This is a genomic window from Streptococcus suis, assembly GCF_002960425.1.
Classification (GTDB): Bacteria; Bacillota; Bacilli; order Lactobacillales; family Streptococcaceae; genus Streptococcus; species Streptococcus suis_S.
Genome location: NZ_POIZ01000022.1, coordinates 1 through 24,064 on the forward strand (window position 1 = coordinate 1; position 24,064 = coordinate 24,064).

24 protein-coding genes and 1 pseudogene are annotated in these 24,064 nt (G+C 41.5%); 6 read left to right on the forward strand and 19 right to left on the reverse strand.

Annotation, left to right across the window (positions count from 1 at the left end; genetic code table 11):
• Nucleotides 1–111 precede the first annotated feature (111 nt).
• From C1G57_RS01750 to C1G57_RS01835, 17 genes and pseudogenes are all read right to left on the reverse strand, one after another.
• Nucleotides 112–1,830: pseudogene (locus C1G57_RS01750) on the reverse strand (DEAD/DEAH box helicase family protein); the annotation flags it as partial.
• 281 nt (nt 1,831–2,111) lie between these two features.
• A complete protein-coding gene (locus C1G57_RS01755) occupies nt 2,112–2,477 on the reverse strand; it encodes a glyoxalase (RefSeq protein ID WP_105113497.1) in 366 nt (121 codons plus the stop codon).
• A gap of 34 nt (nt 2,478–2,511) precedes the next feature.
• Complete coding sequence (locus C1G57_RS01760) at nt 2,512–2,805, reverse strand: LapA family protein (protein ID WP_161941084.1); 294 nt, start codon at nt 2,803–2,805, stop codon at nt 2,512–2,514.
• A gap of 434 nt (nt 2,806–3,239) precedes the next feature.
• Nucleotides 3,240–3,950, reverse strand: coding sequence for an ABC transporter ATP-binding protein (locus tag C1G57_RS01765; RefSeq protein WP_002937288.1), 711 nt, complete (start codon nt 3,948–3,950; stop codon nt 3,240–3,242).
• On the reverse strand, nt 3,950–4,714 hold the full coding sequence (locus C1G57_RS01770; protein WP_105113499.1) for an ABC transporter ATP-binding protein: 765 nt from the start codon (nt 4,712–4,714) through the stop codon (nt 3,950–3,952). The genes C1G57_RS01765 and C1G57_RS01770 overlap by 1 nt, the downstream gene beginning before the upstream one ends.
• Nucleotides 4,714–5,661, reverse strand: a complete 948-nt coding sequence (locus C1G57_RS01775) for a branched-chain amino acid ABC transporter permease (RefSeq protein ID WP_105113500.1) — start codon at nt 5,659–5,661, stop codon at nt 4,714–4,716. The genes C1G57_RS01770 and C1G57_RS01775 overlap by 1 nt, the downstream gene beginning before the upstream one ends.
• Nucleotides 5,662–5,663: 2 nt before the next feature.
• Nucleotides 5,664–6,551: a branched-chain amino acid ABC transporter permease gene (locus C1G57_RS01780; protein WP_105113501.1), complete on the reverse strand. Its 888-nt coding sequence runs from the start codon at nt 6,549–6,551 to the stop codon at nt 5,664–5,666.
• 159 nt (nt 6,552–6,710) lie between these two features.
• Nucleotides 6,711–7,880 carry an ABC transporter substrate-binding protein gene (locus tag C1G57_RS01785; protein ID WP_105113502.1) on the reverse strand — a complete coding sequence of 390 codons (1,170 nt, stop codon included), beginning with the start codon at nt 7,878–7,880 and terminating at the stop codon, nt 6,711–6,713.
• A 126-nt stretch (nt 7,881–8,006) separates the two neighbouring features.
• Nucleotides 8,007–8,273, reverse strand: a complete 267-nt coding sequence (locus tag C1G57_RS01790; RefSeq protein ID WP_105113503.1) for a DUF2129 domain-containing protein — start codon at nt 8,271–8,273, stop codon at nt 8,007–8,009.
• Nucleotides 8,274–8,681: 408 nt separating this feature from the next.
• A complete protein-coding gene (locus C1G57_RS01800; protein WP_074389118.1) occupies nt 8,682–9,272 on the reverse strand; it encodes an ATP-dependent Clp protease proteolytic subunit in 591 nt (196 codons plus the stop codon).
• Nucleotides 9,273–9,399: 127 nt separating this feature from the next.
• On the reverse strand, nt 9,400–10,029 hold the full coding sequence (gene upp / locus C1G57_RS01805) for a uracil phosphoribosyltransferase (RefSeq protein WP_002937309.1): 630 nt from the start codon (nt 10,027–10,029) through the stop codon (nt 9,400–9,402).
• Nucleotides 10,030–10,106: 77 nt separating this feature from the next.
• Entirely contained in the window at nt 10,107–11,723 is a 1,617-nt protein-coding gene (locus C1G57_RS01810; protein WP_105113505.1) for a glycoside hydrolase family 13 protein, read from the reverse strand.
• 72 nt (nt 11,724–11,795) lie between these two features.
• Nucleotides 11,796–13,244, reverse strand: coding sequence for a sucrose phosphorylase (gene gtfA / locus C1G57_RS01815; RefSeq protein ID WP_105113506.1), 1,449 nt, complete (start codon nt 13,242–13,244; stop codon nt 11,796–11,798).
• A gap of 69 nt (nt 13,245–13,313) precedes the next feature.
• Nucleotides 13,314–14,144 carry a carbohydrate ABC transporter permease gene (locus C1G57_RS01820; RefSeq protein WP_009910491.1) on the reverse strand — a complete coding sequence of 277 codons (831 nt, stop codon included), beginning with the start codon at nt 14,142–14,144 and terminating at the stop codon, nt 13,314–13,316.
• Nucleotides 14,145–14,154: 10 nt separating this feature from the next.
• On the reverse strand, nt 14,155–15,027 hold the full coding sequence (locus C1G57_RS01825) for a carbohydrate ABC transporter permease (protein WP_161941086.1): 873 nt from the start codon (nt 15,025–15,027) through the stop codon (nt 14,155–14,157).
• A 141-nt stretch (nt 15,028–15,168) separates the two neighbouring features.
• Complete coding sequence (locus C1G57_RS01830) at nt 15,169–16,404, reverse strand: extracellular solute-binding protein (protein WP_105113508.1); 1,236 nt, start codon at nt 16,402–16,404, stop codon at nt 15,169–15,171.
• 12 nt (nt 16,405–16,416) lie between these two features.
• Entirely contained in the window at nt 16,417–18,585 is a 2,169-nt protein-coding gene (locus C1G57_RS01835) for an alpha-galactosidase (RefSeq protein ID WP_105113509.1), read from the reverse strand.
• 110 nt (nt 18,586–18,695) lie between these two features.
• Between C1G57_RS01835 and C1G57_RS01840 the strand changes: the two genes are divergently transcribed.
• Complete coding sequence (locus C1G57_RS01840) at nt 18,696–19,529, forward strand: AraC family transcriptional regulator (RefSeq protein WP_105113510.1); 834 nt, start codon at nt 18,696–18,698, stop codon at nt 19,527–19,529.
• A gap of 77 nt (nt 19,530–19,606) precedes the next feature.
• Here the strand turns inward: C1G57_RS01840 and C1G57_RS01845 are convergent, their stop codons facing one another.
• Both C1G57_RS01845 and C1G57_RS01850 read right to left on the reverse strand, forming a co-directional pair.
• The gene (locus C1G57_RS01845; RefSeq protein ID WP_105113511.1) at nt 19,607–20,770 is read right to left on the reverse strand and encodes a MalY/PatB family protein; all 1,164 of its coding nucleotides are present in this window, start codon (nt 20,768–20,770) and stop codon (nt 19,607–19,609) included.
• Nucleotides 20,771–20,773: 3 nt separating this feature from the next.
• Complete coding sequence (locus C1G57_RS01850; RefSeq protein WP_105113512.1) at nt 20,774–21,865, reverse strand: cystathionine gamma-synthase; 1,092 nt, start codon at nt 21,863–21,865, stop codon at nt 20,774–20,776.
• A 200-nt stretch (nt 21,866–22,065) separates the two neighbouring features.
• On the opposite strand from C1G57_RS01850, the gene C1G57_RS01855 reads away from it, so the two are divergent.
• The 5 genes from C1G57_RS01855 to C1G57_RS01875 all read left to right on the forward strand — a co-directional run bounded on the left by C1G57_RS01855 (nt 22,066) and on the right by C1G57_RS01875 (nt 23,980).
• Complete coding sequence (locus C1G57_RS01855) at nt 22,066–22,332, forward strand: hypothetical protein (RefSeq protein WP_161941085.1); 267 nt, start codon at nt 22,066–22,068, stop codon at nt 22,330–22,332.
• A gap of 13 nt (nt 22,333–22,345) precedes the next feature.
• Entirely contained in the window at nt 22,346–22,600 is a 255-nt protein-coding gene (locus tag C1G57_RS01860) for a hypothetical protein (RefSeq protein ID WP_105113514.1), read from the forward strand.
• 9 nt (nt 22,601–22,609) lie between these two features.
• The gene (locus C1G57_RS01865) at nt 22,610–22,861 is read left to right on the forward strand and encodes a hypothetical protein (RefSeq protein ID WP_105113515.1); all 252 of its coding nucleotides are present in this window, start codon (nt 22,610–22,612) and stop codon (nt 22,859–22,861) included.
• Between the two features lie 80 nt (nt 22,862–22,941).
• Entirely contained in the window at nt 22,942–23,691 is a 750-nt protein-coding gene (locus C1G57_RS01870; RefSeq protein ID WP_105113516.1) for a tRNA1(Val) (adenine(37)-N6)-methyltransferase, read from the forward strand.
• On the forward strand, nt 23,681–23,980 hold the full coding sequence (locus tag C1G57_RS01875) for a GIY-YIG nuclease family protein (RefSeq protein WP_105113517.1): 300 nt from the start codon (nt 23,681–23,683) through the stop codon (nt 23,978–23,980). The genes C1G57_RS01870 and C1G57_RS01875 overlap by 11 nt, the downstream gene beginning before the upstream one ends.
• Nucleotides 23,981–24,064 lie beyond the last annotated feature (84 nt).

Consider the following 24,064-nt stretch of genomic DNA (forward strand, 5'->3'; position numbering starts at 1 on the left):
AGTCAAAAGCAGTGAGGCTTGAACAAAGTGAAAGCCAGCGTCTTTAGGCGCTGGCTGGTGATGTGGGCTTATAGCCCTTGTTCAAACCACCCGTTTGACGGGTGGTCATGATTGTTCTTCTGTTGTCTGGGCCAAATCCCCCTTTTGTTCTCTCTTGTTTTCCTTGAAAATAGGTGTTCCTGTAAAGCCATACCAGAGGGAATGAACAAAGAACTGCTCTAAAATCCGTTGGCGTTCTGGCGTGACAGCTCGGTGGCATTCATCCACAACAAAAGCTAGATTGAGATTTTTGACACGTTGGTGGAATTTCTCGTGCTGTCCTTCTTCAAATTGACGCAGGAGGGTATTGAGTTTCTGGATAGTGGTGACCACGACACATCGGTCTTCTGAAGCTAGATTTTTCAATAAGTGCTGGGTATCGTCCGTCTGGTCAATATCTATCATGTCATTTTCTGCGTAGGACAGAAAGGCAGCTGTGGTCTGCTGGTCAAGGTCCGTACGGTCAATGACAAAAATGGTCTTCTCAATGGATGGAATTTGCAGGAGATTGCGAGCTACCTTGTAGGAAGTCAGTGTCTTACCTGAGCCTGTCGTGTGCCAGATATAGCCTGACTGACGAAGACGACTGGCTTCTCTGATGGCTTCGATGGCATGAATTTGATAAGGTCGAAGCAGGATAAGGGCTTTTTTGTCGTCGTCGATAACCGAATATTGCATGACCAACTGATGAGCCATCGGGATGGAAAGGACCTCTCTGGCAAAGTCAAATAGATGGGGCTGAGCTTGGTTCTTCTTATCAACCCATTTGGTCAAAAAGCGGTCGTTGAGTTTGGATTCTTTGGCAGCGGCGATGTAGCGGGTATCAGTGATATTGGACACTACAAACATCTGCAAGCTCGAAAAGATACCCTTAAACTGACCTTCTTGCTCGTATTTCCGAATCTGACGAAAGGCATCCATATAGGGATGGGAACGGCTCTTGAGCTCAATCTGAATCATAGGAAGTCCGTTAATCAAGAGGGTCACATCACCCCGTCTTTGTCTAGCAGCATCGCCACCTGTCACAACTTGATTGACGACTTCATAGCTGGACTTACCCCCAGCAACATTATGCCGCCAGATGACTTCCAAACGGATGGTACCAAGACTGGCATCTTCCCGCTGGACTTGAACCTTGGCAATGCCATTCTCACCTGCCAGCCACTTGGCTGCTTCGTAGAAATTGACAAAGTTGAGCTGGTTGCGAATTTGGTGTTTTTCTTGGTCTGTCAGAGGATTGTCAGCTAAATGGCGGACGTTATTAGCCTCTAGCTTGGCAAAAAAGTTTGCCCAGAGCAGTTCTTCCGTTGTCAATTCAGGGCGGTAGACCCACTGACTTTCTCCACTGGCCAGATGGCGGATGAGTTCATCTTCTATCTGTACTTCATTGGCTGGCTTTTTAGTCTGATAAAGAGCCTGAGGGTCAACCAATTCCCGCTGACCAGGTAGTAAACGTAGACTGACTTGAAAATCTTTTAAGTCCTCTTCATTGACCTTTTGCAAGAGTTTGTGGAGATGCTTACGGAAACCGATTAACTGACCGTGGGCATCTGCTAATTTCTGTTCTGCTTGGGCATAGTGGTCAGGCTTACGCTTGATGTCCAGATAGCCTTTGACAATATCAGTCAGGCGGGCTTGTTCCACTTGGTAAACAGCCTCCAACTCTAAGGCATTGTCCTGTCTTTCTAGTTTTTCAAGCAAGCCTGCTTGGTATTCCTCTATGGCTCTCATTTCTTCCAAGAGTTCTGGTGCATAGACTGGTATGTCTTGCATAAGTTGTTTCCAAATCATCTAGACACCAGCCTTTCGACAACGCAAAAAGCCTGCCAAGACTGGCAGGTTTCGTTTACTATGGAATTGAGCAAGTGTTTTAAATCGCTTTGATATATATATATATATATATGCAAATCTGCTTAGAAGTTTCATATCTCTCTCCTAAAATACAAATAGGTATTACAAAGACTATTTTACCACACTAGGTCCCAAATTTACACAAAATATACATGCTATATATAAATTATACAAATAAAATCAGCGATAGAAAACCGCTGATTGTTCAACTTTAGATTAACCTAACCCTTGACCGCAAAGTAATGACCACTTGGGCTAGCAAAGTTAAAGTTAGGGAATGGTTCTGCATTGACAGGACTGCAGGTATCCGTCAAACCTGCAATACGTGCTTGAAGCCCATCAATGTCATCCGTTTCAAACAGGATACTTGGCTTCATATCAATCACTTCTGGTGATACCTGACGAATGAACTCATTTGCATAAACTGTTATGGTCGTTGTAGCTTCAGGATGTGGCTTCATGTCAAATGTTTCATACCCCATCATCTCAGCTTCATTGAAAATAGTAAAACCAGCAGCTGTCCAGAACTCTTTCTCAGCAGCAACATCATCCACATAAAACATCAATCCAAATTCTTTAGTAAACATCATTTCTCCTTCAATTTAGCAGGCAACCTTTGCCTTACTTACTTTGTTCTACCTTATCAGCATTCTCTATGCTTGGTAGAACTGGTATTTCTGACAATTCCTTTTTCAAACTCTTTATTTCACTCTTTAATGTCAAGTGCTTGGTCAAACCAAGCAAATACTGGCAAACCATACCAAGTAAAAGTGAACCAATCATCACCAAAATCAAGGGCATTCTAAATTGGCCGAACAAGTAATTGACAACAACTTCCTGACGATTAGCCAAAGAAAGAACGACTGTCAAAATAATGACAAGCAGCAATCCAATAAGCGATAATCTCTGTTTCATCCTAACTCCTTTTCTACTACGATAGTCTAGCATAAGAAGACTGACTTGGCAAGAAAGTCAACTTTCCACGTTGAAGAATTGGAATATAAAACCAAGCAGATTGCCTACCTCAACTTCCTAGTTCATTTCTAGGCTCAGGCTGAAATAGTTTGCCGAACTATTTCACTCCCCCGGACCTTGATTTAAAGAAAAACGCCTACCGGCGGTTCTCATCTCCAACCTAAAAAGGTCCAAAAAATGAATAAAAGGAAAGACCGTCTGCCGACGGTCCCTATTTCCAACCTAAAATGAGGCGTCAGCCTCGGGGGACAAACCAGCAACTTGCGTTACTGGTTTTCCTATTTCCAACTTAAAACGTGGGGTAACCCATTTATAAAGAAAACCGCTTGCCAGCGGTTCTCATTTCCGACCTAAAACAACCCGTCAGGGTTGTTTTAGCCACCCAGATATGCTTTTTTGACTTCTTCTGAGGCGAGGAGTTCTTTTCCTGTTCCTGAGAGGACGACTTTTCCTGTTTCTAGGACGTAGCCGCGGTCTGCGATGGCGAGGGCTTTGTTGGCATTTTGTTCGATCAAGAGAACGGTTGTTCCTTGTTTTTGGATATCTTGGATGATATCAAAAATTTCTTGAATGAAGATTGGGGCCAAGCCCATGGAAGGCTCATCTAGGAGCAAAAGTTTTGGTTGACTCATTAGAGCACGCCCCATAGCCAACATCTGCTGCTCACCACCTGAAAGAGTTGCCGCATCTTGGTTCTTACGCTCTTCCAAACGTGGGAAGCGTGCGAAGATTTTCTTCAAGTTAGCTTGGTTTTCCTCACGATTGTTGCGAAGGAAGGCACCCATTTCCAAGTTTTCCATAACAGTCAAGCCAGCAAAAACATGACGTCCTTCTGGAACTTGTGACAAGCCATCCGCTACGATTTTACGGGCAGGAACTTTTTGGATTTCATTTCCGAGGAAAGAAATCGTTCCAGCTGATGGACGGACAAGACCTGAAATGGTACGAAGGATAGAGGTTTTACCAGCACCATTGGCACCGATCAAGGTTACAACTTCTCCCTCATTGACTTCAAAGCTGACATCTTTTACAGCCTCGATTACGCCATAGTTGACGGAAAGATTTTTCACTTCTAACATTGCCATTATGCTTCACCTCCAAGGTAGGCTTCAATTACGCGCTTGTTATTACGGATTTCTTCTGGAGTACCATGCGCAATCAGACGACCGTATTCCAATACGTAGATACGCTCCGTCACTTCCATAACCAAGCTCATATCGTGTTCAATCAAGATGATAGTAATGCCAAATTCTTCCTTGATTTTACGGATGAGTTGGGTCAATTCTGCCGTTTCCTGCGGGTTCATACCAGCCGCTGGCTCATCCAAGAAAAGAATTTTTGGATCAGTCGCAAGGGCACGAACGATTTCCAAACGACGTTGTTGACCGTAAGGAAGGTTCTTAGCCAGCGTATCCGCATCGCCATCCAAATCGAAAATCTTCAAGAGGTCAATCGCCTTGGTTTTCAATTCTTCTTCATTTTTATAAAATGCTGGAAGTCGCAAGAAACTTGCGAAAACTTCAGATTTCCCGTGATTACCAAGACCAATCAATACATTTTCCAAAACCGTCATGTTTTTAAACAAACGGATATTTTGGAAGGTACGACCGAGACCTAGAGAGGCAATCTTAGAAGGAGCTTTACCATTCAAGATCGTACCAGCAAGAGAAATGGTTCCTTCACTTGGCTCATAAACACCTGTCAAAAGGTTGAAAAGGGTTGTCTTACCAGCACCGTTAGGACCAATTAAACCGACCAATTCACCCTCGTGGAGTTCCATGGTCACATCACCAACGGCAGTCAAACCACCGAAGTTCTTGGTTAAATTTTTTACTTCAAGTAATGCCATTACTTAACCTCCTTCTTCTTGAGCAAGGCTGCCACGCTAAATTCCTTAGTTCCCAACAAGCCACCTGGACGGAAAATCATCAAGAGGATAAGGGCCAATGAGTAGATAATCATGGCGATGTCTGAGTAGCTCTTGAGAAATACGTTCAAGATACCAAGCACAATCGCTGCTACAAAGGTACCTGTGATAGAACCCAAACCACCCAATACGATGATAATCAAGACGTTTACAGATGTCATGAAAGCAAAGTCTTTGGGAACGATTGTTCCAACATAACCTGCATGAAGACCACCTGCAATAGCTGCTGTCATGGCACCAAATACAAAGGCTGAAACCTTCACAAATGTTGGGTTGACACCAACGGATTCTGCCGCAATCTCATCTTCACGAACAGAAATGGTTGCACGCCCCATTGGACTACGCAAAAAGTTGACCGTTACAAGAGTTGTGATAATCACAAAAATGTAAACCAAAGGCCAGCTAGTAAAGAGTGGGATGGACATGATACCAGCCGCACCGTTTGTGACTGTACCACCATTGATAATCAAGATACGGATAATTTCCGCAACACCAAGGGTCGCAATAGCAAGATAATCACCTTTCAAACGAAGGGTTGGAAGACCTACTAAGAGAGCAACTGCCCCCGCAAGCAACATACCTACAATCAAGGCAATGGCAAATCCGCCATAAGAAGGCATCATCTTACCAAGAATACCGACAGAGTAGGCACCGATGGCCATAAAACCAGCATGACCAAGAGAGAACTGACCTGAGAAACCAACAATAAGGTTGAGACCCACGGCCAAAATAATTTGAATTCCGATTTGTTGGACAATCTGGATGTAATAGAAGTTGAGAACACCAGCTGCTACTAGACCTTGAATAAGACCAAAACCAGCCAATAAGATAGCCAACCAGATTGCATTCACTTTGAGATTTTGCTTCATGGTTACACCTTCTCTTTCACGTTCTTACCAAGGATACCGCTTGGACGCACCAAGAGGATGACAATCAATACTGTATACACAATAGCATCACGGAAGGTATCCAAACCAATCACATAAGTAAATGTTTCAATAATACCGATAACGAAACCACCTAGAGCAGCACCAGGAATAATACCGATACCACCAAGAACGGCTGCTACAAAGGCCTTCAAACCAGGAGTCATACCCATCAAAGGCTCGATTTGGTTGTAGTAAAGACCAAGGAGAACACCCGCAGCACCAGCAAGGGCTGAACCTAGGGCAAAGGTGAAGCTGATCGTACGGTTTACGTTAATCCCCATCAACTGAGCTGCATCACTGTCGACAGAAACCGCACGCATGGCTTTACCCATCTTGGTACGTTTTACGATCAATTGCAGAGCGACCATCAAGGCAAGAGATACACCTAAGATAATCAACTGGATATTGGTGACGGAGACTGGACCAAGATTAAAGGTCACAGCCTCAATCGCTTGAGGAAAGGCTTTAACATCCGCTGTAAACAATTTAATCATGCTGTATTCCAAGAAGAAGGAAACACCGATAGCTGTAATCAAGGCTGCAATACGGGTTGAATTCCGCAAAGGACGATAGGCCAAGAATTCAATAACGACACCAAGAATAGCGGTTCCAGCCATTGCTAAGATAAGGGCAACAAAAAAACGAAGGCTGCCATCAGCAATAAAGGTTAAATTGTTCAAAAGGAAATAACCCATAAAAGCACCCATCATATAGAGGTCCCCGTGGGCAAAGTTAATCAGTCTGATAATTCCGTACACCATGGTATAGCCGAGGGCCAAAAGGGCATAAACAGAACCAAGAATCAAACCGTTGACAAGTTGTTGAAGCATAGGTTCACCAATCTTTCTAAATATTTTTCAAGCTATGAAGCATTGTTACATTATACAAAATTTTCTGAAAATAAGCAAGTTTTATAGAATTTTTTAATCTTTTAAGAAAATCTAGTTATTTCAAGGGAAAAAGAGGGAAGTCCCCTCTTTTTTCACTTATTATTCTGCAGAAACTGTATCAACTGATGATTGCTCACCGTTAGTCAAACCAACAACATAAACGGATTTCACAACGTTGTGCTCTGCATCAACTGACATAGTACCTGTCACACCTTCGAAATCTTTCAAAGCTGCAAGGTTGTCTTTAAGAGCTTTTGAATCTGCTGCGCCTTCTGCTGCTTTCGCTGCCATGTAAACTGCATCATAAGCAAGGGCTGCAAACATGTTTGGCTCTTCGTTGTATTCTTTCTTATAAGCTTCGCTGAAGGCTTTCGCTTTATCGCTAGCTGATGTTACATAACCTGAAAGGTAGTAAACGTTTGTTGCTGCTGAAGCAGTTGCCAATTCAGTAAATTGTGGTGAGTCGAAACCGTCAGAACCAAGAACTGGTTGGTTGATACCAAGACCACGCGCTTGTTTCACGATTGTACCAGTTTCGTTGTAGTAACCTGGCATGATGATGGCATCAAACTCAGCATCTTTCAACTTAGTCAAGGCAGCTTGGAAGTCTTTGTCACCTGAAGCGAAAGTAATTTCAGAAACAATTTCACCTGTGTAAGTTTTCTTGAAGGCTTCTGCTACACCCTTACCGTAGTCAGAAGAGTTGTCATAGTAAAGAACAACTTTCTTAGCTGACAAGTTTTCTGTCGCATACTTAGCCATTACTTGACCTTGGTAGCCGTCTGTAAAGGTCGCACGGAAGAAGTAGTCTTGAACTTCACCTTTGTCATTAACAACCAAGTTGGTTTGTGTACCAGAAGGTGTAATCATTGGAACGCCAGCTGATGTCAAAGCAGGAATAGAAGCTGCTGAGGCACCTGATGTAGCAGGACCGATAACAACGTTGACACCTTCACTTGCCAAGCTTGTCGCAACTGTTGCTGCTTCGGCAGTTTCTGATTTGTTATCTTTTGTAACAACTTCGATTTTCTTACCACCGATACCGCCTGCTGCATTGATTTCTTTGACAGCGAGGTTAGCACCTTTTTCTTCAGTCTGACCATAAGATGATACAGCACCAGACAACTCCAAGTTGTAACCAATCTTGAAGGTATCACCGATAGCAGCACCTTGTGCTGAGCTGTTTGTAGATGAAACGGTACCACAAGCAGCAAGTAGAGCTGCGGAAGCGAAGGTAGCAAGTGCTACTGCAAATTTTCTTTTTTTCATGAAAACTCCTTAAATCTTTCTTAAATTTTACGATGTATCTAATATACTGAATTATCTGAAAATTGTCAACAAAAAAGAAAAAAATTTTTAAAAAAGTAAAAACAGGCCATCAAGCCTGTTCAAACATTACAATGCTACTTCTTCTTCCCGCCATAAACTACCAACAAAATTCTGGTCTAACTCTTTTATATAGGACGGAAGAACCTTCTTAACAAATTTTTCCTTCTTCAACTTTTGCATGGTTGCCTCTGCCTTTTCCTGATCCATATAGACCAGAACATAACGGAGTTTCCTTGAGTGATAATGAATATCTCCGTACTGGTTCAACTTCCTAGCATCACGGTTGTAATGTAAATAAACAGTTAGGCAGGTGCGCTCTCTCTTCTCAAACATGGTTTCTCCTCTAAGAACCTGTAATCACAAGCACTTCCACTTGTGATTACAGGTTCTAAAACTTCTCTTGTTTTATTATACCTTTTTCAGAGGAAAATGAAAAGGTCAAACTGAATGGTATAGCCGTTTAGTTTACTTTTAGTACTTGCTCCAACTATCTGGGAGATAGTTGGAGGTGGGAAATAAAGCGAACCAAGTTCGCATCAAAAGTACAGGTAAAATTTGGAGTGTGAAATACGAATTGCGGAGATTGGCTGTGCAAATCTTATCTCCAACCATCAACCTCGCTTTTTCTTTTCTAGGCTCGGCTACGAATAGTCCACTGGAGCTTTTCAGTCGTCGAAGTAATAAAAATCAGCTACATGACGATATAGAAAAAAGGAGGTACTGGATACCTCCTCCATCAACTTATTTTGCTTTGGTATTGTCCATGATTTGATCAATGAAGCCGTAAGCTAGCGTTTCTTCTGCTGTCATCCAATAGTCACGCTCGGCATCCTTGTGGATTTGTTTCACTGTTTTACCTGAATTATCAGCCAAGATTTTTTCCAATTTGTTACGGGTTTTGAGCAAGTGCTCAGCAGCAATAGCCATATCTGTTTGTTGGGTACCACCACCAGTTCCACCCATTGGCTGGTGAATCATGTATTCTGCATTTGGCAACATGAACCGTTTGCCTTTGGCACCGCTTGATGCAATGATGGTTCCCATGCTTGCTGCTGTTCCCATAACGATGGTTTGCACATCAGCCTTGATAAAGTTCATAGTGTCCACAATAGCTAGACCTGCTGACACAGAACCACCTGGCGTATTGACATAGAGATAGATATCCTTCGTTGGATCTTGGGCATCAAGGAAAAGCAATTGGGCAATGATTGAGTTTGCCATATTGTCCTCAACTGGTCCTGTCAACATGATAATACGATCTTTGAGCAAACGTGAGTAAATATCATACGAACGTTCACCACGGCTAGTTTGTTCAATAACTACTGGAATCATACGAATCCTCCTTCATTTCAATAACAAGTATGAACCCATTATATAGAATTAGTCAAAATTGGTCAAATAAAAACCACGATTTTCACAGTTGAAAAAAGAAACCAGCAAGCTGATTCCTTTCTATCGATTATTTTGTACCGAACAAGCGGTCACCAGCATCTCCAAGACCAGGCACGATGTAGCCTTTTTCATTGAGTTTTTCATCCAAAGCTGCTGTGTAAATGTCAATATCTGGATGAGCTTCTTGAAGAGCTTTCACACCTTCTGGAGCTGAAACAAGAGCTACGAATTTAATGTTAGAAGCTCCGCGTTTTTTCAATGAATCCACTGCAAGGATAGCTGAACCACCAGTCGCCAACATTGGATCAACTACAAAAATATGGCGTTGGTCAATGTCTTCTGGTAATTTCACAAGATACTCAACGGGTTGAAGGGTTTCTTCATCGCGGTACATACCAATATGACCAACCTTTGCAGCTGGCACAAGGCTAAGCAAACCGTCAACCATACCCACACCTGCACGAAGGATGGGCACAATAGCCAATTTTTTACCTGCAATTTGCTTTTGAACCGTTTTGGTAATCGGTGTTTCAATTTCCACATCTTCCAGTGGCAAGTCACGCAAGACTTCGTAACCCATAAGCATGGCGATTTCATTTACCAACTCACGAAAATCCTTTGTAGAAGTCGATGTGCGACGAAGGATAGACAACTTGTGCTGAATGAGCGGGTGGGAAATGACTTGGAATTTACCCATGATGATAAAACCTCTCTTTTTTGTTTTTTCTATTTTACCAAAAATTCATGAAAAAAGCATGGGAAAAGAAAAGGAATTTATTTTTTGAGAACGATTGCCTCATACGGTCTCAATAATTGTCCAGCCAAAAATGCTGCTTCATCGTAGTTATGCATAAACAGGGAATATCCCTCGCTCGATACTTCGAAGGCTTGCTCATCGCTAGTGAAATTCACCAGAATGATGAAATCATCCTGTTCATCATATTTACGGTAGGCCATTACTGAGCTATTACCAGTCTCCATCACTTCATATTTTCCTTCAGACATACAAGGGTACTCTTTCCGAAGAGCAATTAATTTTTGATAGGTATAGAAAAGCGATTGTTTGTCTGCAAGTGCTTTTTCAACGTTGATGTCTTTGACAGTATCTCCCAAAGCCAGCCAGGCTTGACCTATACTGAAACCTGCTCCTTCTGCTCCTGTCCATTGCATTGGACGGCGAGCATTATCACGACCTTTGGCATTTATAGAAGTAATCAATTCCTCCTTGGTGAAGCCATTTTCAATCCGTTCCGCATACATGCGACGTGTTTCAATATCGTCCGCTTGGCTAATATCCGTAATCGGCGTATTAATCATACCAATTTCCTCACCTTGGTAGATATAAGGTGTCCCTGACATAAAATGAAGATAAATAGCCAACATTTTACCACTTAGTTCACGAAAGGCAGGTCGATCATCACCGAAGCGAGAAATGGCACGAGGTAAATCGTGGTTATTCCAGAAAAGCGAGTTCCAGCCTTTACCAACCAGTTCAGTCTGCCATTTGGATAGAACCTTATGCAAACGAGCTGGATCAAGCGGTGCCAGATCCCACTTTTCTTTCCCTTCCTGTTGATCAAGTCCTACGTGTTCAAATTGGAAAATCATCGAAAATTCTTTTCGATCAGGATGCGAATATAACTGAGCATTTTCTGGATTGGCACTCCAGGTTTCCCCAACAGTCACTAAATCGTATGCACCAAAGGTTTTCTCATTTAATTCCTGAATAAGAGGATGGAGAGTCGGTCCATCGGCTGTAATTAATTTTTCCGGTTCTTTTCCAATCAAATCAATCACATCTAGCCTGAAGCCACCGACACCTTTTTCAATCCAAAAATTGATCATGTCCCAGATTTCTTGTTTCAGAGCAGGATTTTTCCAGTTCAGATCTGGTTGCTTAATAGAGAATTGGTGGAGATAGTATTTGTTCAGATGTGGAACGTATTCCCAAGCAGAGCCTGAAAAGGTCGAGCGTAATTCATTCGGCTCATCAGCCCAAACATAATAGTCATAATAGGGATTATCTGGTCCTTTGAGGGCTTCTTGAAACCAAAAATGTTCATCCGAGGTATGATTGAGCACCAAATCCATGATTATTTTGATATTGCGCTTATGGCCTTCTGCAATCAGCTCTTCCATATCTTCCATGGTCCCAAATTCTGGAGCAATTCCTTGGTAGTCGCTGATGTCGTAACCATTGTCATCCATGGGGGACTGATAAACAGGACTGAGCCAAATAGCATCAATTCCTAGCTCGTGTAGATAATCTAATCGGCTGATAATCCCTCGAATATCCCCTACTCCATCTCCATTTGAATCTTGAAAACTACGAGGATAAATTTGGTAAATAACGGACTTCTTCCACCAATCTGTCTTTTGTATTTCTGGCATTTGATTGATCCTTTCTGTACAATCTTATTTACGTAAGAAAAAGGGGAATCCCCCTCTTTCTATATAATCATATTATAACTCAATTGTGGTAATTTTGCCCTCTTCTATTTCAATAATTTCAAAGGATTTCTCTTTTAGATTTGCTATTAGACGGGCAGACACCCCTGCATCTTGATTGTTCCAGACAATTTCCATACTTGTTTCATCCAGCATCTTAACTGAGAACTCTCCGTCGAAAGCTGGACTTGTATTGCGGAATTTAAGGAGTTTAAACAAGGATTGTACAACTGGCCGTTGTACTTCGTGCTCAATTTCTTCCAAATCATAGTAATGGCGATTGATATTGCGTCCTTCCTTGCTTGATTCTAAGAGCTCAATATCATTTTCGCCTGCAAGTAAACCAACATAGTAAATCTGTGGAATACCTGGTGCAAAACATTGAAGAACACGCGCCAATAGGTATGCTTGATCGTTATTGCCAAGGGCAGAATAATAAGTACAGTTAATCTGATAAATATCCAAATTATTGTAGGCTTCTGTGCTATAAATTTTCTTCACATTGGCACCTTGTGCATACAAGGCTTCACGCGTTTCCTCTGTCTCCTCATCCGTCAGCAAATCCTTAACGTCCACAACACCTATTCCATCATGTGTATCAAGAGTTGTAAATTGCTTACGAGGGCAAATCTCCATCCAGTGAACCAGACGATTGACATGACCTGAATACAAAGCGTGGAGAACCAGCATTGGCAAGGCAAAGTCATAAACATAATAATCCTGTTCCGCAATTTTTTGCTGAATGGTATAGTGTTCATGAATTTCTGGTAAGATTTCTACATCTTTTGGAGCCAATAACTGACGTGGAAAATGGAGCATTTCCCAAATATCTGGCTCCACAAAGAAACAATTGGTTCCTATTTTTTTATTGGCATAAGCAAAGGCGTCCAAACGAATAATCGAAGCACCATGTTCTGCCAACTGTTCCAGATTTTCTTGGATGAACCGGCGTGTTGTCTCTGTAGTCACATCCAAGTCAATCTGCTCTTCATCAAAGGTACACCATACCTTCTCCTCGCTACCATCAGCAAATGTTGCAATTCTATATGGAGCACGAGGTTTCCGTTTGTAAATGAGGTCAACATCTTCCTGAGTCGGCTCACCATTTGGCCAAAAGTTTTTATAGCGAATAAACAAATCGGCATAAGCTGAATCGTCTTTCTTTTCAAGAAAATCAAGGAAATATGGGGATTTAGCAGAAATATGATTGATCATAAAATCGAACATCAGATAGTAGTCCTTGCTCAATGCTTCAATATCTGACCAATCTCCAAATGCAGAATCCACCTTTGTATAATCCATTGGCGCAAACCCACGGTCACCAGATGATGGGAAAAACGGCAGAATATGGATACCTCCCACAACATCCTTTAATGGCCCCTCAAGAACTTTTTTCAAATCCTTGAGATTCTTGCCTAAACTATCCGAATAAGTAATCAACATAGCTTGATTTTTAATTTTCATAGATTTTCTCCTTTGTAAGCCTTTTCTTTTTTCCTTGTTAGAAAAGGTTGAACAAGTCAACCTTTCGATTTATTTGACAGAACCACTCGTCATACCTGAAATAATATGTTTTTGGAAGACAAGATAGACAAGTAAGATTGGAATAATTCCCACCACATAGGATGCAAATGATGGTCCATAATCACTGAAATACATGCCTTGATAGTTGTATTGGAAAAGTGGTAAAGTCCACATGCTTTGGTCACGGTTCAATACCAAGAGGGGCAAGAGGAAATCGTTCCAGACCCAGAGGGCATTGATAATCAAAACAGTTGCATGCATGGGTTTCATGAGTGGGAAAATGATTTTCCAGTACATGGTAAATTTATCACAGCCATCAATAGCTGCCGCCTCATCCATTTCCTCAGGAACAATGGTCTTAATATAGCCGACGTAGAGGAAGAGGGCCTGAGGAACTGCATAGGTCAAATAGAGGATAATCAAGCCGACAATATTGTTCAAACCAAGGCTTGACATTAATTTGGTCATTGGGAGCATAATCACTTGAAAAGGTACAAAAATCCCAATAATCAAGAAAAAGTAGATAAAGTTAAACACCGTCTGGCGTTTCATTTGACGGGCTACGGCGAAGGCTGCCATTGGAATAACAAGTAGAATCAAGCCAACAGCAACAATCGTAATCAAGGCAGAATTGCCAAAATATTGTACAATCCCATCGTTAAACAAGCGTTCGTAGTTGTTTAAGGTGAAATTTTCAGGAAGACCAAAGAAGTTGCTCGTGATTTCCTTGGTTGGTTTGAACGAACTTATAATCGTCACAAGTAGCGGAATAAACATGAAGAGAATACCGCTAAAGAGCACGAGATAGACCCACCAATTTTTCTGTTTTTGAGTATTCATGACAGTCCTCCTAAATTTCAAATTTCTTCGAAATTCTCATCTGAATCAATGAGATGACAATAATGAAGATGAAGAGTACTACAGCCAAAGCATTGGCATAAGAGAATTTGTTGTCTACAAAGGCATAGTTGTAAACGAGTAAGCCCAAGGACTCTGTTTTCCCATCAGGACCACCACTTGTCAGTGCAAAGATAAGGTCAAATGCTGTCAAACCTGATTTCATTGCCAAGATGAAAACCATACTGATAGAGGGCAACAAGAATGGCAGCTCAATGTTGAAAAACTGTTGAGAACGAGTCGCACCATCAATTGCAGCAGCTTCCTTCACATCTTCTGGAATACTTTGTAAACCAGACAAGAAGATAATGACCGGCATAGCTAAGCCCTGCCAGAGAGCTACAAAGATAACTGCTGGAATGACAGTATTTTCTTGTACCAATAAGTTTTCCATCAACCAATCAATATGCAGAATCTCACCAATTTGTGTGAAACCATAGTTGAACAATTGGACAAAAATCAATCCTAAAGTGACTGTGGATAGCACCGCCGGGAAGAAATACCAGGTTCTAAAGAAACCAACTGCTTTAATCTTACGATTGAGCAGGGTAGCCAACCAAATCCCTATGACTATTTCTCCAATGATTAAACCAATAGTGAAGATGATGGTAAAGGTCATGGAAGTATAAAAATCAGGATTTTTTAAGATGTCTAGATAGTTTTGAATACCAATTAAACTAAAATCAGATGTCAATCCATTCCAATCTGTCAAGCTGTAATAGATACCTGTAAATAGGGGATAGAAGAAAAAGATTAGCTGTAGACCTATTGGTATAGCAACAAATAGATAGGGCCAATATTTGGCAATAAATCCTTTTTGATTCATCATGGTACTCCTTTTTTCTAAAATGTATAGTTGCTTAGGGTCAGCTTGAATGGAGCGGTTAGGGGGATTCAAACCGGCCCTAAGCAACTATTAAAGAAGAGCTAGGCTGAGCTAGCCCTTCTTTATAGTTAAACTTATTTGTTATTTCATTGGATCAAAGAATGCATTCAGTTTTTTCACTAATTCTGCTGAGTTAGGATTTTTAACCATTTCAACAGTGATATTCCAGAACTCTTCTTCTGATTCCCATTCAGATTGCAACCAAACTACATGTTTGTCAGTGAAGGCATATTGTGTAACTCCAGCAGTTTCTTCAAACTTGCCTTCAGTGTCTACTCCTTCAACTGAAGTTGGTGAGCCATCTACATCATAGTATTTTTGCATCACTTCTGGACGTGAGAGGTATTCTAAGAATTTTTTAGATTCTTCTGGGTGCTCTGTATCAGCAGAAATTGAGAGAGCAAGGTCTGCTGCGCCGATGGTATAGTCGCCACCTTCTTTATCACCGGGGAAGGTAAACATACCATATTCAAATTCTGGTTCTTGTTGGTTAACGGCTGTAGCTGCCCATGTACCTTGTGGAAGCATGAGAGCATCTCCTGCCGCAAAAGCTGCCACTGCATCTGCATAGAGGGCACCTGTTGCACCTTTTTGACCATTATCTGTCAACAGTTGCAAGCGTTCTAAGACAGCTTTTGTTGTAGCATCATCTTGAATCGCTCCCTTCGCACTGCGGATCAGAATATCTTCTGCACCATCAAATCCACCTGCGACAGTTACCCAAGCTAACTGATGGTAGCCGTTCAATGACCAAGCGTCATTCAATGAAAGGGCAAATGGTGCTGCACTGCCATCAGCCTTGATTTTATCTACCAAAGCTACAAATTCTGCATAGGTAGTAGGAACTTCGAGACCTAATTCTTTGAACTTATCTTTATTATAGTAAATACCATAAGCATTCGCTGTCAAAGGAAGGGTGTAATTTTTTTCGTTAACAAGATAAGGCGTTACAGCACCATCTTTTAGATGACTGAGACCTGCATCATCACCAATTTCTAGGAAACGACCATCTGCTGCATATGCTTTGAAGTCCGCATTTTGTGGATAAATGTTGATGACATCTGGCGCTTCGTTATTTGCCATACGGGTTTTTAAAACAGTTCCTGCATCTGGTACATTTGAAAATTTAATATCAATCGCAGGATTTTCTTTTTCAAATTCATCAATAATTTCCTGTAGAGTTGCTTGCATTTCTGGTTTTTGTGAGAAATATTCAATCTCAACCTTATCACTACCACCACTTGCATTCCCACAAGCAACCAAGAAGCTGGCAAAAGCACAGACGGACGCACATTTTAAAAATGTTTTCATTTTCATTATAAAATCCTCCTAGATTTTGTTAAAAATATATTGTACACTAAAATAATCTTTTTGAACATGTGGCATTGTAAGACCGATGTTCATTAATTCATCCCCGTAGAATGTTTCTCCTAATTGAGGGCATTCATACAAGGCATCTGGATCAAGTCCTTTTAATTGAACTTGTAAAAGCGGAGCTTCTGATTGAGCCAGTATCTTAACAAAGGTGAATACCGCTTGACTTTTATCTTTATTGACATAATTGGCAGCCCAGGTATTGCTTGTTTTTTTCAAGCGATAGAGCAAGCCTTCCTGAACTGTTGAGCGAATGGATTTGAAGGTTTGAACTTGCTGACGAATTTCATCCAATTCCACTTGAGAAAGTTTCGTTAAATCCAGCTCGTACCCAAAGGCTCCTCCCATCATTGCCACATTACCACGTGTTGCAAGCGGAGTGATTCGACCAACTTGGTGGTTAGGAACTGCGGACACATGGGCTCCCATAGAAGAAGCAGGTAAAATCAAACTAGTCCCTTCTTGGATAGAAAGTCGACCAATCGCATCTGTATTATCACTAGCCCAAGCCTGTGGCATGTAATAGAGTAAACCTAAATCATTTCGGCCACCGCCACCAGCACAGGATTCGAACAAGATGTCTGGAAAACGCTTTGTAAGGGTGTCCAATACACGATATAGCCCTAAAATATAGCGATGATGGAATTCAAATCGTTGATCATTTGCATAATATGGCGACATACTCGTAATATTGCGATTCATATCCCATTTTACATAACTAATCGGAGCTGACTCTAATATACTTGCGACAGATTCGATAATATAATCACAAACCTCTGACCTGGTCAGATCCAGCACCAATTGTTCTCTACTGAAAATCGGTTTCCTTCCATCAATATGGATGGCCCAATCTGGATGTTTCCGATAGAGATCACTTTCTACTGAAATCATCTCTGGTTCAAACCACAGTCCGAATTTCATACCAAGTTGGTTTATACGATCAGCCAGTCCATCCAAACCATTTGGCAACTTTTCCAAATTGACTTTCCAATCACCCAATGAACATTCATCATGATTTCGTTTTCCAAACCAACCATCATCTAGTACAAAAAGTTCTACTCCAACTTGACTTGCCGATTTCGCCATCTCTAAGATCTTATCTTCAGTAAAATCGAAATAGGTCCCTTCCCAGTTATTAATGAGGATCGGGCGTTCTTGATGACTAAACTTCGAAGCTACAATATGATTTTTTATGAACTCATGACTATCTTGTGTCATGCCAGTCAACCCTTTATCAGTGAATGATAAGAGGACTTCTGGTGTTTGGAAACGTGAATGTTCCCCTAATTCCCAACAAAATTGTTCATCGTTTAATCCCATGCCCCAACGACAGGTCTCTAAAGGTGTCACTTCAACAAATCCAGTGAAATTTCCACTATATACTAATTGAGCAGCGTAGACATGACCACTATCTTCGGTTACAGCAGGGTCCGCGAGTGCTATGAATGGTGTTTTTGAATGACTTGAGGCTCCTCGAATACTTCCAATGGAAAATTTACCCTTGGTTAAGGGTGTCTGTGTCCACTCCTTTTCAAATCCATATCTGCCCGCTAGGCTATGTACAACAAAATCTTTGTGTGGGAAATCAAGTGTAAAAGACAAAGCCTTTTCGATTTTTGTTGGAAATTGACCTGTTTGAATAACTGCAGATCGGGTCAGATAATTCGCCTCCTCAAACACACTGTACTGAAGAGTCACCGTAATGTCTGTTAGCTGATCGTAGAGATCAATCTCTAGACTATCTACCTCGTCCTCATCAGCAAAACTAGAAGGTAATCCTTCAAGTGCTTGTTTGCCTTTCTTTATTCTGTGTGCCTTATACTTTAAATCCAAGGCCACACCAAACTCATTTCGCAAGTCAATTGCAGCTGTGCGGAAATCACCTAATCCATTACTAGAGTACTCCTGTTGTAAGGTATCCATAGAGAATGTCCTGTTGCCAGAAATCGGACTTGGTGAAAAGGAACGATCTAGATATGTGATTTTGTTTCCCGGACTAAAATTATTAACCTTTTTACCAAAATATCTGTGAACTAAATCTCCCGTTTCCAAAATTTGAATTATGTATGAAAACTCCCTCGTTTGTAGGTGGAACAAGCGATTTTCTTCTAAATAGTGAATCATATTCTTCTCTCCCATCTCATTTACATACTTTATTTTATAAAATGAAAACGCTTTAATTAATAGTCTTTTGTATCATAAACATGTTATAATGTTTCCTATGGAGGATGGAAATGAATATTCTGAATATTTATAATGAGCTTGACAGCCATAATTTTGACCTAAATGTTGACCATTATGGTGCCGAACAATGTGATAAGAACTACTCATTTGGACCAACAATCCGAAATAACTATGTACTTCATTTTATTACGAATGGCAAAGGGAAGATTACAATCAATGGTGATACGACTGAACTAACCGCCGGAGATATTTTTGTACTTCCAAAAAATCAATCTATTTTTTACCAGGCTGATGGGATAGAGCCTTGGACCTACACTTGGGTAGGGTTCAGTGGCTCACGTGCTGAAAGCATCCTGACTCAAACTCGACTTCTAGAAAAATATTATCTCCATTCAAACCTCGATTCTCCTATATTAAAAAAGATGATTGACATCAATCATACAAAAAACCAATCTCTTCCAATGACTACGGAACTAATTCTTATCGGTCATTTGAATCAATTGCTCGCAGCACTTGTTGAAGAGTTCCCGAATGATGCATTTAAAGATGCCAATACAATTGCAAAAAATTATGTACATCACGCAATAAAAATAATACATAGTCAATATAGCAGTCCCATTAAAGTATCTGAAATCGCGGAGCAATTGGCCTTAAGTCGTAGTTATTTGTATAAAATTTTCAAGCAAGAAACTGGCTACTCTATCAAAGATTATATTGTTCAAGTAAAAATGAACCACGCATGTCAACTACTCGCTACTCCAGAACTTAGTATCACTGAAATCGCAAATTCTGTCGGCTATTTTGACCCCTTGGTGTTTAGCAGTGCCTTTAAAAATCAATATCACCAGAGTCCAAGTGATTATCGGAAATTTCATAGTCATTAATTCTACACACCAAGACATTTCAAATTCACCAAAAGCAAAAAGGATATTCTGAATGAATGACAGAACATCCTTTTTAATTATCTACCAAACACTCCTACAATTCGTTCACAGGCTTCTTTTATGGTTTCGAACGGTGCTGCTGCATTGAGGCGGGCGTGGTGGACACCTTCCTTTCCAAAGGTTTGTCCATCATTGAGAACCACTTTGGCTTCTTCTTTCAATTTGCGATGCAATTCATTATGCTCCAACCTATAGGCAGAAAAATCAAGCCAGACCAGATAGGTTCCTTGTGGTTTTACTACCTTGATCTTTGTCTGTTGAGTCAGGTAGTCCGTCACATAATCAATGTTTTTCTCAAGAACTGTCTTCAATTCCTCTAACCAAGGACGACCATGTCGAAAGGCTGTTTCAGTCGTAATCAAGCCAATGGCTGGAATTTCGTGCTGGTTATTGACCAACTGTCTTCTCGTAAAAGCCTTTCTCAATTGTGGATTTTCAATAATAGCAAAGCTATTTTTCGTACCTGCAATGTTGAAGGTTTTTGTTGCAGACGATAAAACAAGTGAAAAATTCTTAAAACCCGGACTCACAGTGTTGAAACTGTGGTGCTGGTTTCCATAAAGGGTCAGATCTTGATGGATCTCATCTGAAACTAGCAAGACCTTGTGTTTACAGCACAATTGACCAATTTTTTCTACCTCTTCCTTGAACCAAACACGACCACCTGGATTATGGGGATTGCAGAAAATATAGAGTTTCACTTCCTGTTCTACAAGGTCACGCTCCAATTGTTCAAAATCAATCTGGAACTGTCCGTCCACCACCTGCAGTGAATTCGTCACCAATCGGCGATTGTTCAATTTTACTGTACGAGCAAAGGGTGGGTAGACAGGAGTATTGATGAGAACAGCATCTCCCTCCTCAGTAAGAGCCTGGATAGCTACCGAGAGGGCTGGCACTACTCCCTCAATCAAAACAATACTTTCTTTGCTGATTTCATAGCCGTGTTGTTTTTTTTCCCAATCAATAATAGATTGATAGAGAGAATCACTAGCGTAGGGATAGCCAAAGATATGTTGGTCTGCATACTGGCGAATGGCAGAGCGAATTTCGGGTAGGGCTTCAAAATCCATATCAGCAACCCAGAGCTGTAAAAGTTCTGGATCCTGCTCACTGGCCTTCCACTTTTCTGAATGGTGATTTAAGCGATTGGGTCTGGTTGTAAAATCATACTGGGTCATATCTTATCCCTCCAAGGCTGTTTTCAAATCTGCAATCAAGTCATCCGCATCCTCAATGCCGATAGACAGACGGAGCAGGTCATCCGTTAGCCCGTAAGAATGGCGGGTTTCAGCTGGAATATCTGCGTGGGTCTGAGTGGCTGGGTAGGTAATCAAGCTCTCCACTCCTCCCAAACTTTCCGCAAAGGTAAAGACCTCTAGGGTATTGAGAATGTGAGGAATGCGACCTTCATCCGCTACCTTGACAGAAATCATGCCTCCCTTGCCCGTGTAATAGACCTGCTTGACAGCTGGGCTGGCTTGTAAATAAGCGACAATCTTCTGGGCATTTTGCGTTGCCCGTTCCATACGCAGAGAGAGGGTTTTCAGTCCACGCATGAGAAGGTAGGCATCTAGGGGAGAAAGGGTTGGACCTGTGGTATTTTGGTCATAAAAGAGTTTGTCGTAGAGAGCCTGGTCATTGGTCATGAGCACGCCTGCCAGTACATCATTATGCCCTGATAGATACTTGGTCGCAGAATGCAAGACCACATCGGCTCCAAGTAGAAGGGGATTTTGATAAATAGGGCTGTAAAAGGTGTTATCGACAATTACCTTGGCACCTTTGGCATGGGCGACAGCCGAAACCTTAGCAATGTCAAACTCCACCATGAGGGGATTGGTAGGTGTTTCAAGGAAAACATAATCTGTCTGGTCCGTGATGGCAGCTAGGAGCTCCTCCTCAGTGTTGGCATAGGTGAAGCTAAAGCGCCCCAACTGCTCCTGCTCATTGAACCAGCGGAAGGAACCCCCGTAAAGATCACGCGCCGCAACTACCTTGCTTCCAACAGGAAAACCGTTAAAGAGCAAGACCAAAGCAGCCATACCAGAACTGGTCACGAGCGCATAGTCAGCCTTTTCAATGGCAGCTAAGGTTTTCTCCAAGCTAGCTCTGGTCGGATTCTTTGTCCGTGTATAGTCAAAGCCTGTCGATTGCCCAAATTCGGGATGTTGGTAGGTGGTCGAAAGGTGAATAGGGGAAATCAAGGCCCCAGTTTTTTCATCGTTGTTGATGCCAGTATGTGCCAAAATCGTATCAATCTTATAATCTGTCATAACATCTACTCCATTCTAACTTACAATCTAGTCTAGCATGAAATAGGAGATTTGGTGTGAAAAATATCCAAAAATACTTATAGAAAAACAGCAAGCTTTGTTATAGTTTTTCTTTATAACAAAACTTACTGTCGTTTACATATAAATAATTGAAAAACCGCAACTGAATTGATATAATAAAAGAAAGAGAGGTGATTGTCATGAAATTCCAGTTTAACAAGCATTTCTATCGGTATAGTGCCTTCTATTCTATGATTTTTTGGACTTGTTTTTTTCTGTCAGACATTTTGCTAGACCCTTCTCAAACTCCTGCATGGTATAGCCTACTAGCCTGTCTGATTATTTTTATCAATGCCATTCGGGTATTCTTCTTCAAAGAAGAAAAGGAGCTCACTCGCATAGGTTATATCTTCTATATCGGATTGATTGTGGTGATTATCTATCTTAAATTCGTGTTGGGCAAGTAGAAAGGAGTCTACTATGTTTAAACAATTCAATACAGCATTTTATCGAACCTGGGAATTTTATTTCTCTGTCATTTGTATCCTACAAGTGATGGATGCTGCTCTACGTGGACCATTCTGGTTTATCCGTTTTCTCCAGCTTGCTCTCGGGCTCTATGCTGGCTATCTAGCTTTCTTTAAGCCAGGTAGCTGGATTCAAAAAACATGGCAGATTTTTCTGGTCATTGGCTTTATTGTCAGTTGGACAATCATTTCCATCTTTCTACTGTGAGGATTTTCTATGGTTAAGGAATTTAATAAAGAATTTTATCGGAGTTTGAATTTTTATCTCATGATCCTGTTATTGCTGGGGAGTATTGGGGAGTGGCTAAATAAGGGACCTAGCCTCTGGCTTGCACTCTTGCTCTTTGCTGCTGTCGGTACTGCCCGTTGTGCCTTTTGGTCTAAAGAATGGACCCTGAAAGCAAATTGGCAAATCTATCTCTGTATCGCTTTCTTACTAGTTGGGGCTTGGATTGAATTTTTTAGTTAGATTGAAAGGAGCGTAGAATGCGTTCCTTTTTTATTCCAAAATGGACAGAGATTTTCTGCTAAAGATGGTATAATAAAATCATGCAAAAAATTGAGTTATTAGACGGAGAGCGGATTGACCAGCTCTTCTCAACAGATGTTCAGATTATTCAAAATAGGGAGGTGTTTAGCTACTCGATTGACAGCGTCCTCCTTTCGCATTTTCCAAAAATGCCTGCTCAGAAGGGGCTGATTGTTGACCTTTGTAGTGGAAATGGGGCGGTTGGCCTCTTTGCCTCTACACGCACCAAGGCGCCTATCATTCAGGTTGAATTGCAGGAACGCCTAGCCGACATGAACCGCCGCTCCATCGCCCTCAATGGTCTAGAGGAACGGGTCTCGGTCATCAATGATGACTTGGCAAACTTGCCTCAATATGATTTGCGGTCCAAGGTGGATTTGATGCTCTGCAATCCTCCCTACTTCAAGGTGGACGAGGGTTCAAACCTCAATGAAAGCGAGCATTATCTTCTAGCCAGACATGAAATCGCAACCAACCTAGACAGCATTTGCCAGGTGGCCCAACAGGTGCTCAAATCCAATGGTCGCTTGGCCATGGTCCACAGGCCCGACCGATTTTTAGATATTCTTGATAAGCTAAGGACCTACAAATTGGCTCCCAAACGGATCCAGTTTGTCTATCCCAAGGCCAGCAAGGAGGCCAATATGCTACTAATTGAGGCTATCAAGGACGGCTCGGTGGACGGTCTGCACATCCTGCCACCTCTGGTTGTCCATGAAGAAAACGGAGACTATACTCCTGCTATTCGTGAGATTTATTATGGAAAATAAGGCCTACTTTTATGTCTTGGAATGTGCCGACGGAAGTCTTTATACCGGCTATACGACTGATGTGGTCAAGCGGCTTGCTACCCATAATCGTGGGAAAGGGGCCAAGTACACCCGCGCACGCTTGCCTGTCAGCCTACTCTATCAAGAAGCCTTTGCCAGTAAGCAGGAAGCCATGTCTGCCGAGGCACTCTTTAAGAAACGCAGCCGACAGAGCAAGTTAGACTATATCTCAGAAATGACAAAAAAACCTCGCTCCAGATTGAACTGCTCCCTGTCAAGTGGACAATGAAATAATAAAAGATTAGGCGACGGCCTTGTTCCTCATTTCAAGAGGGGCAAGGCCGTTGTTGCGTTCTTGAAATCGTTGATGATT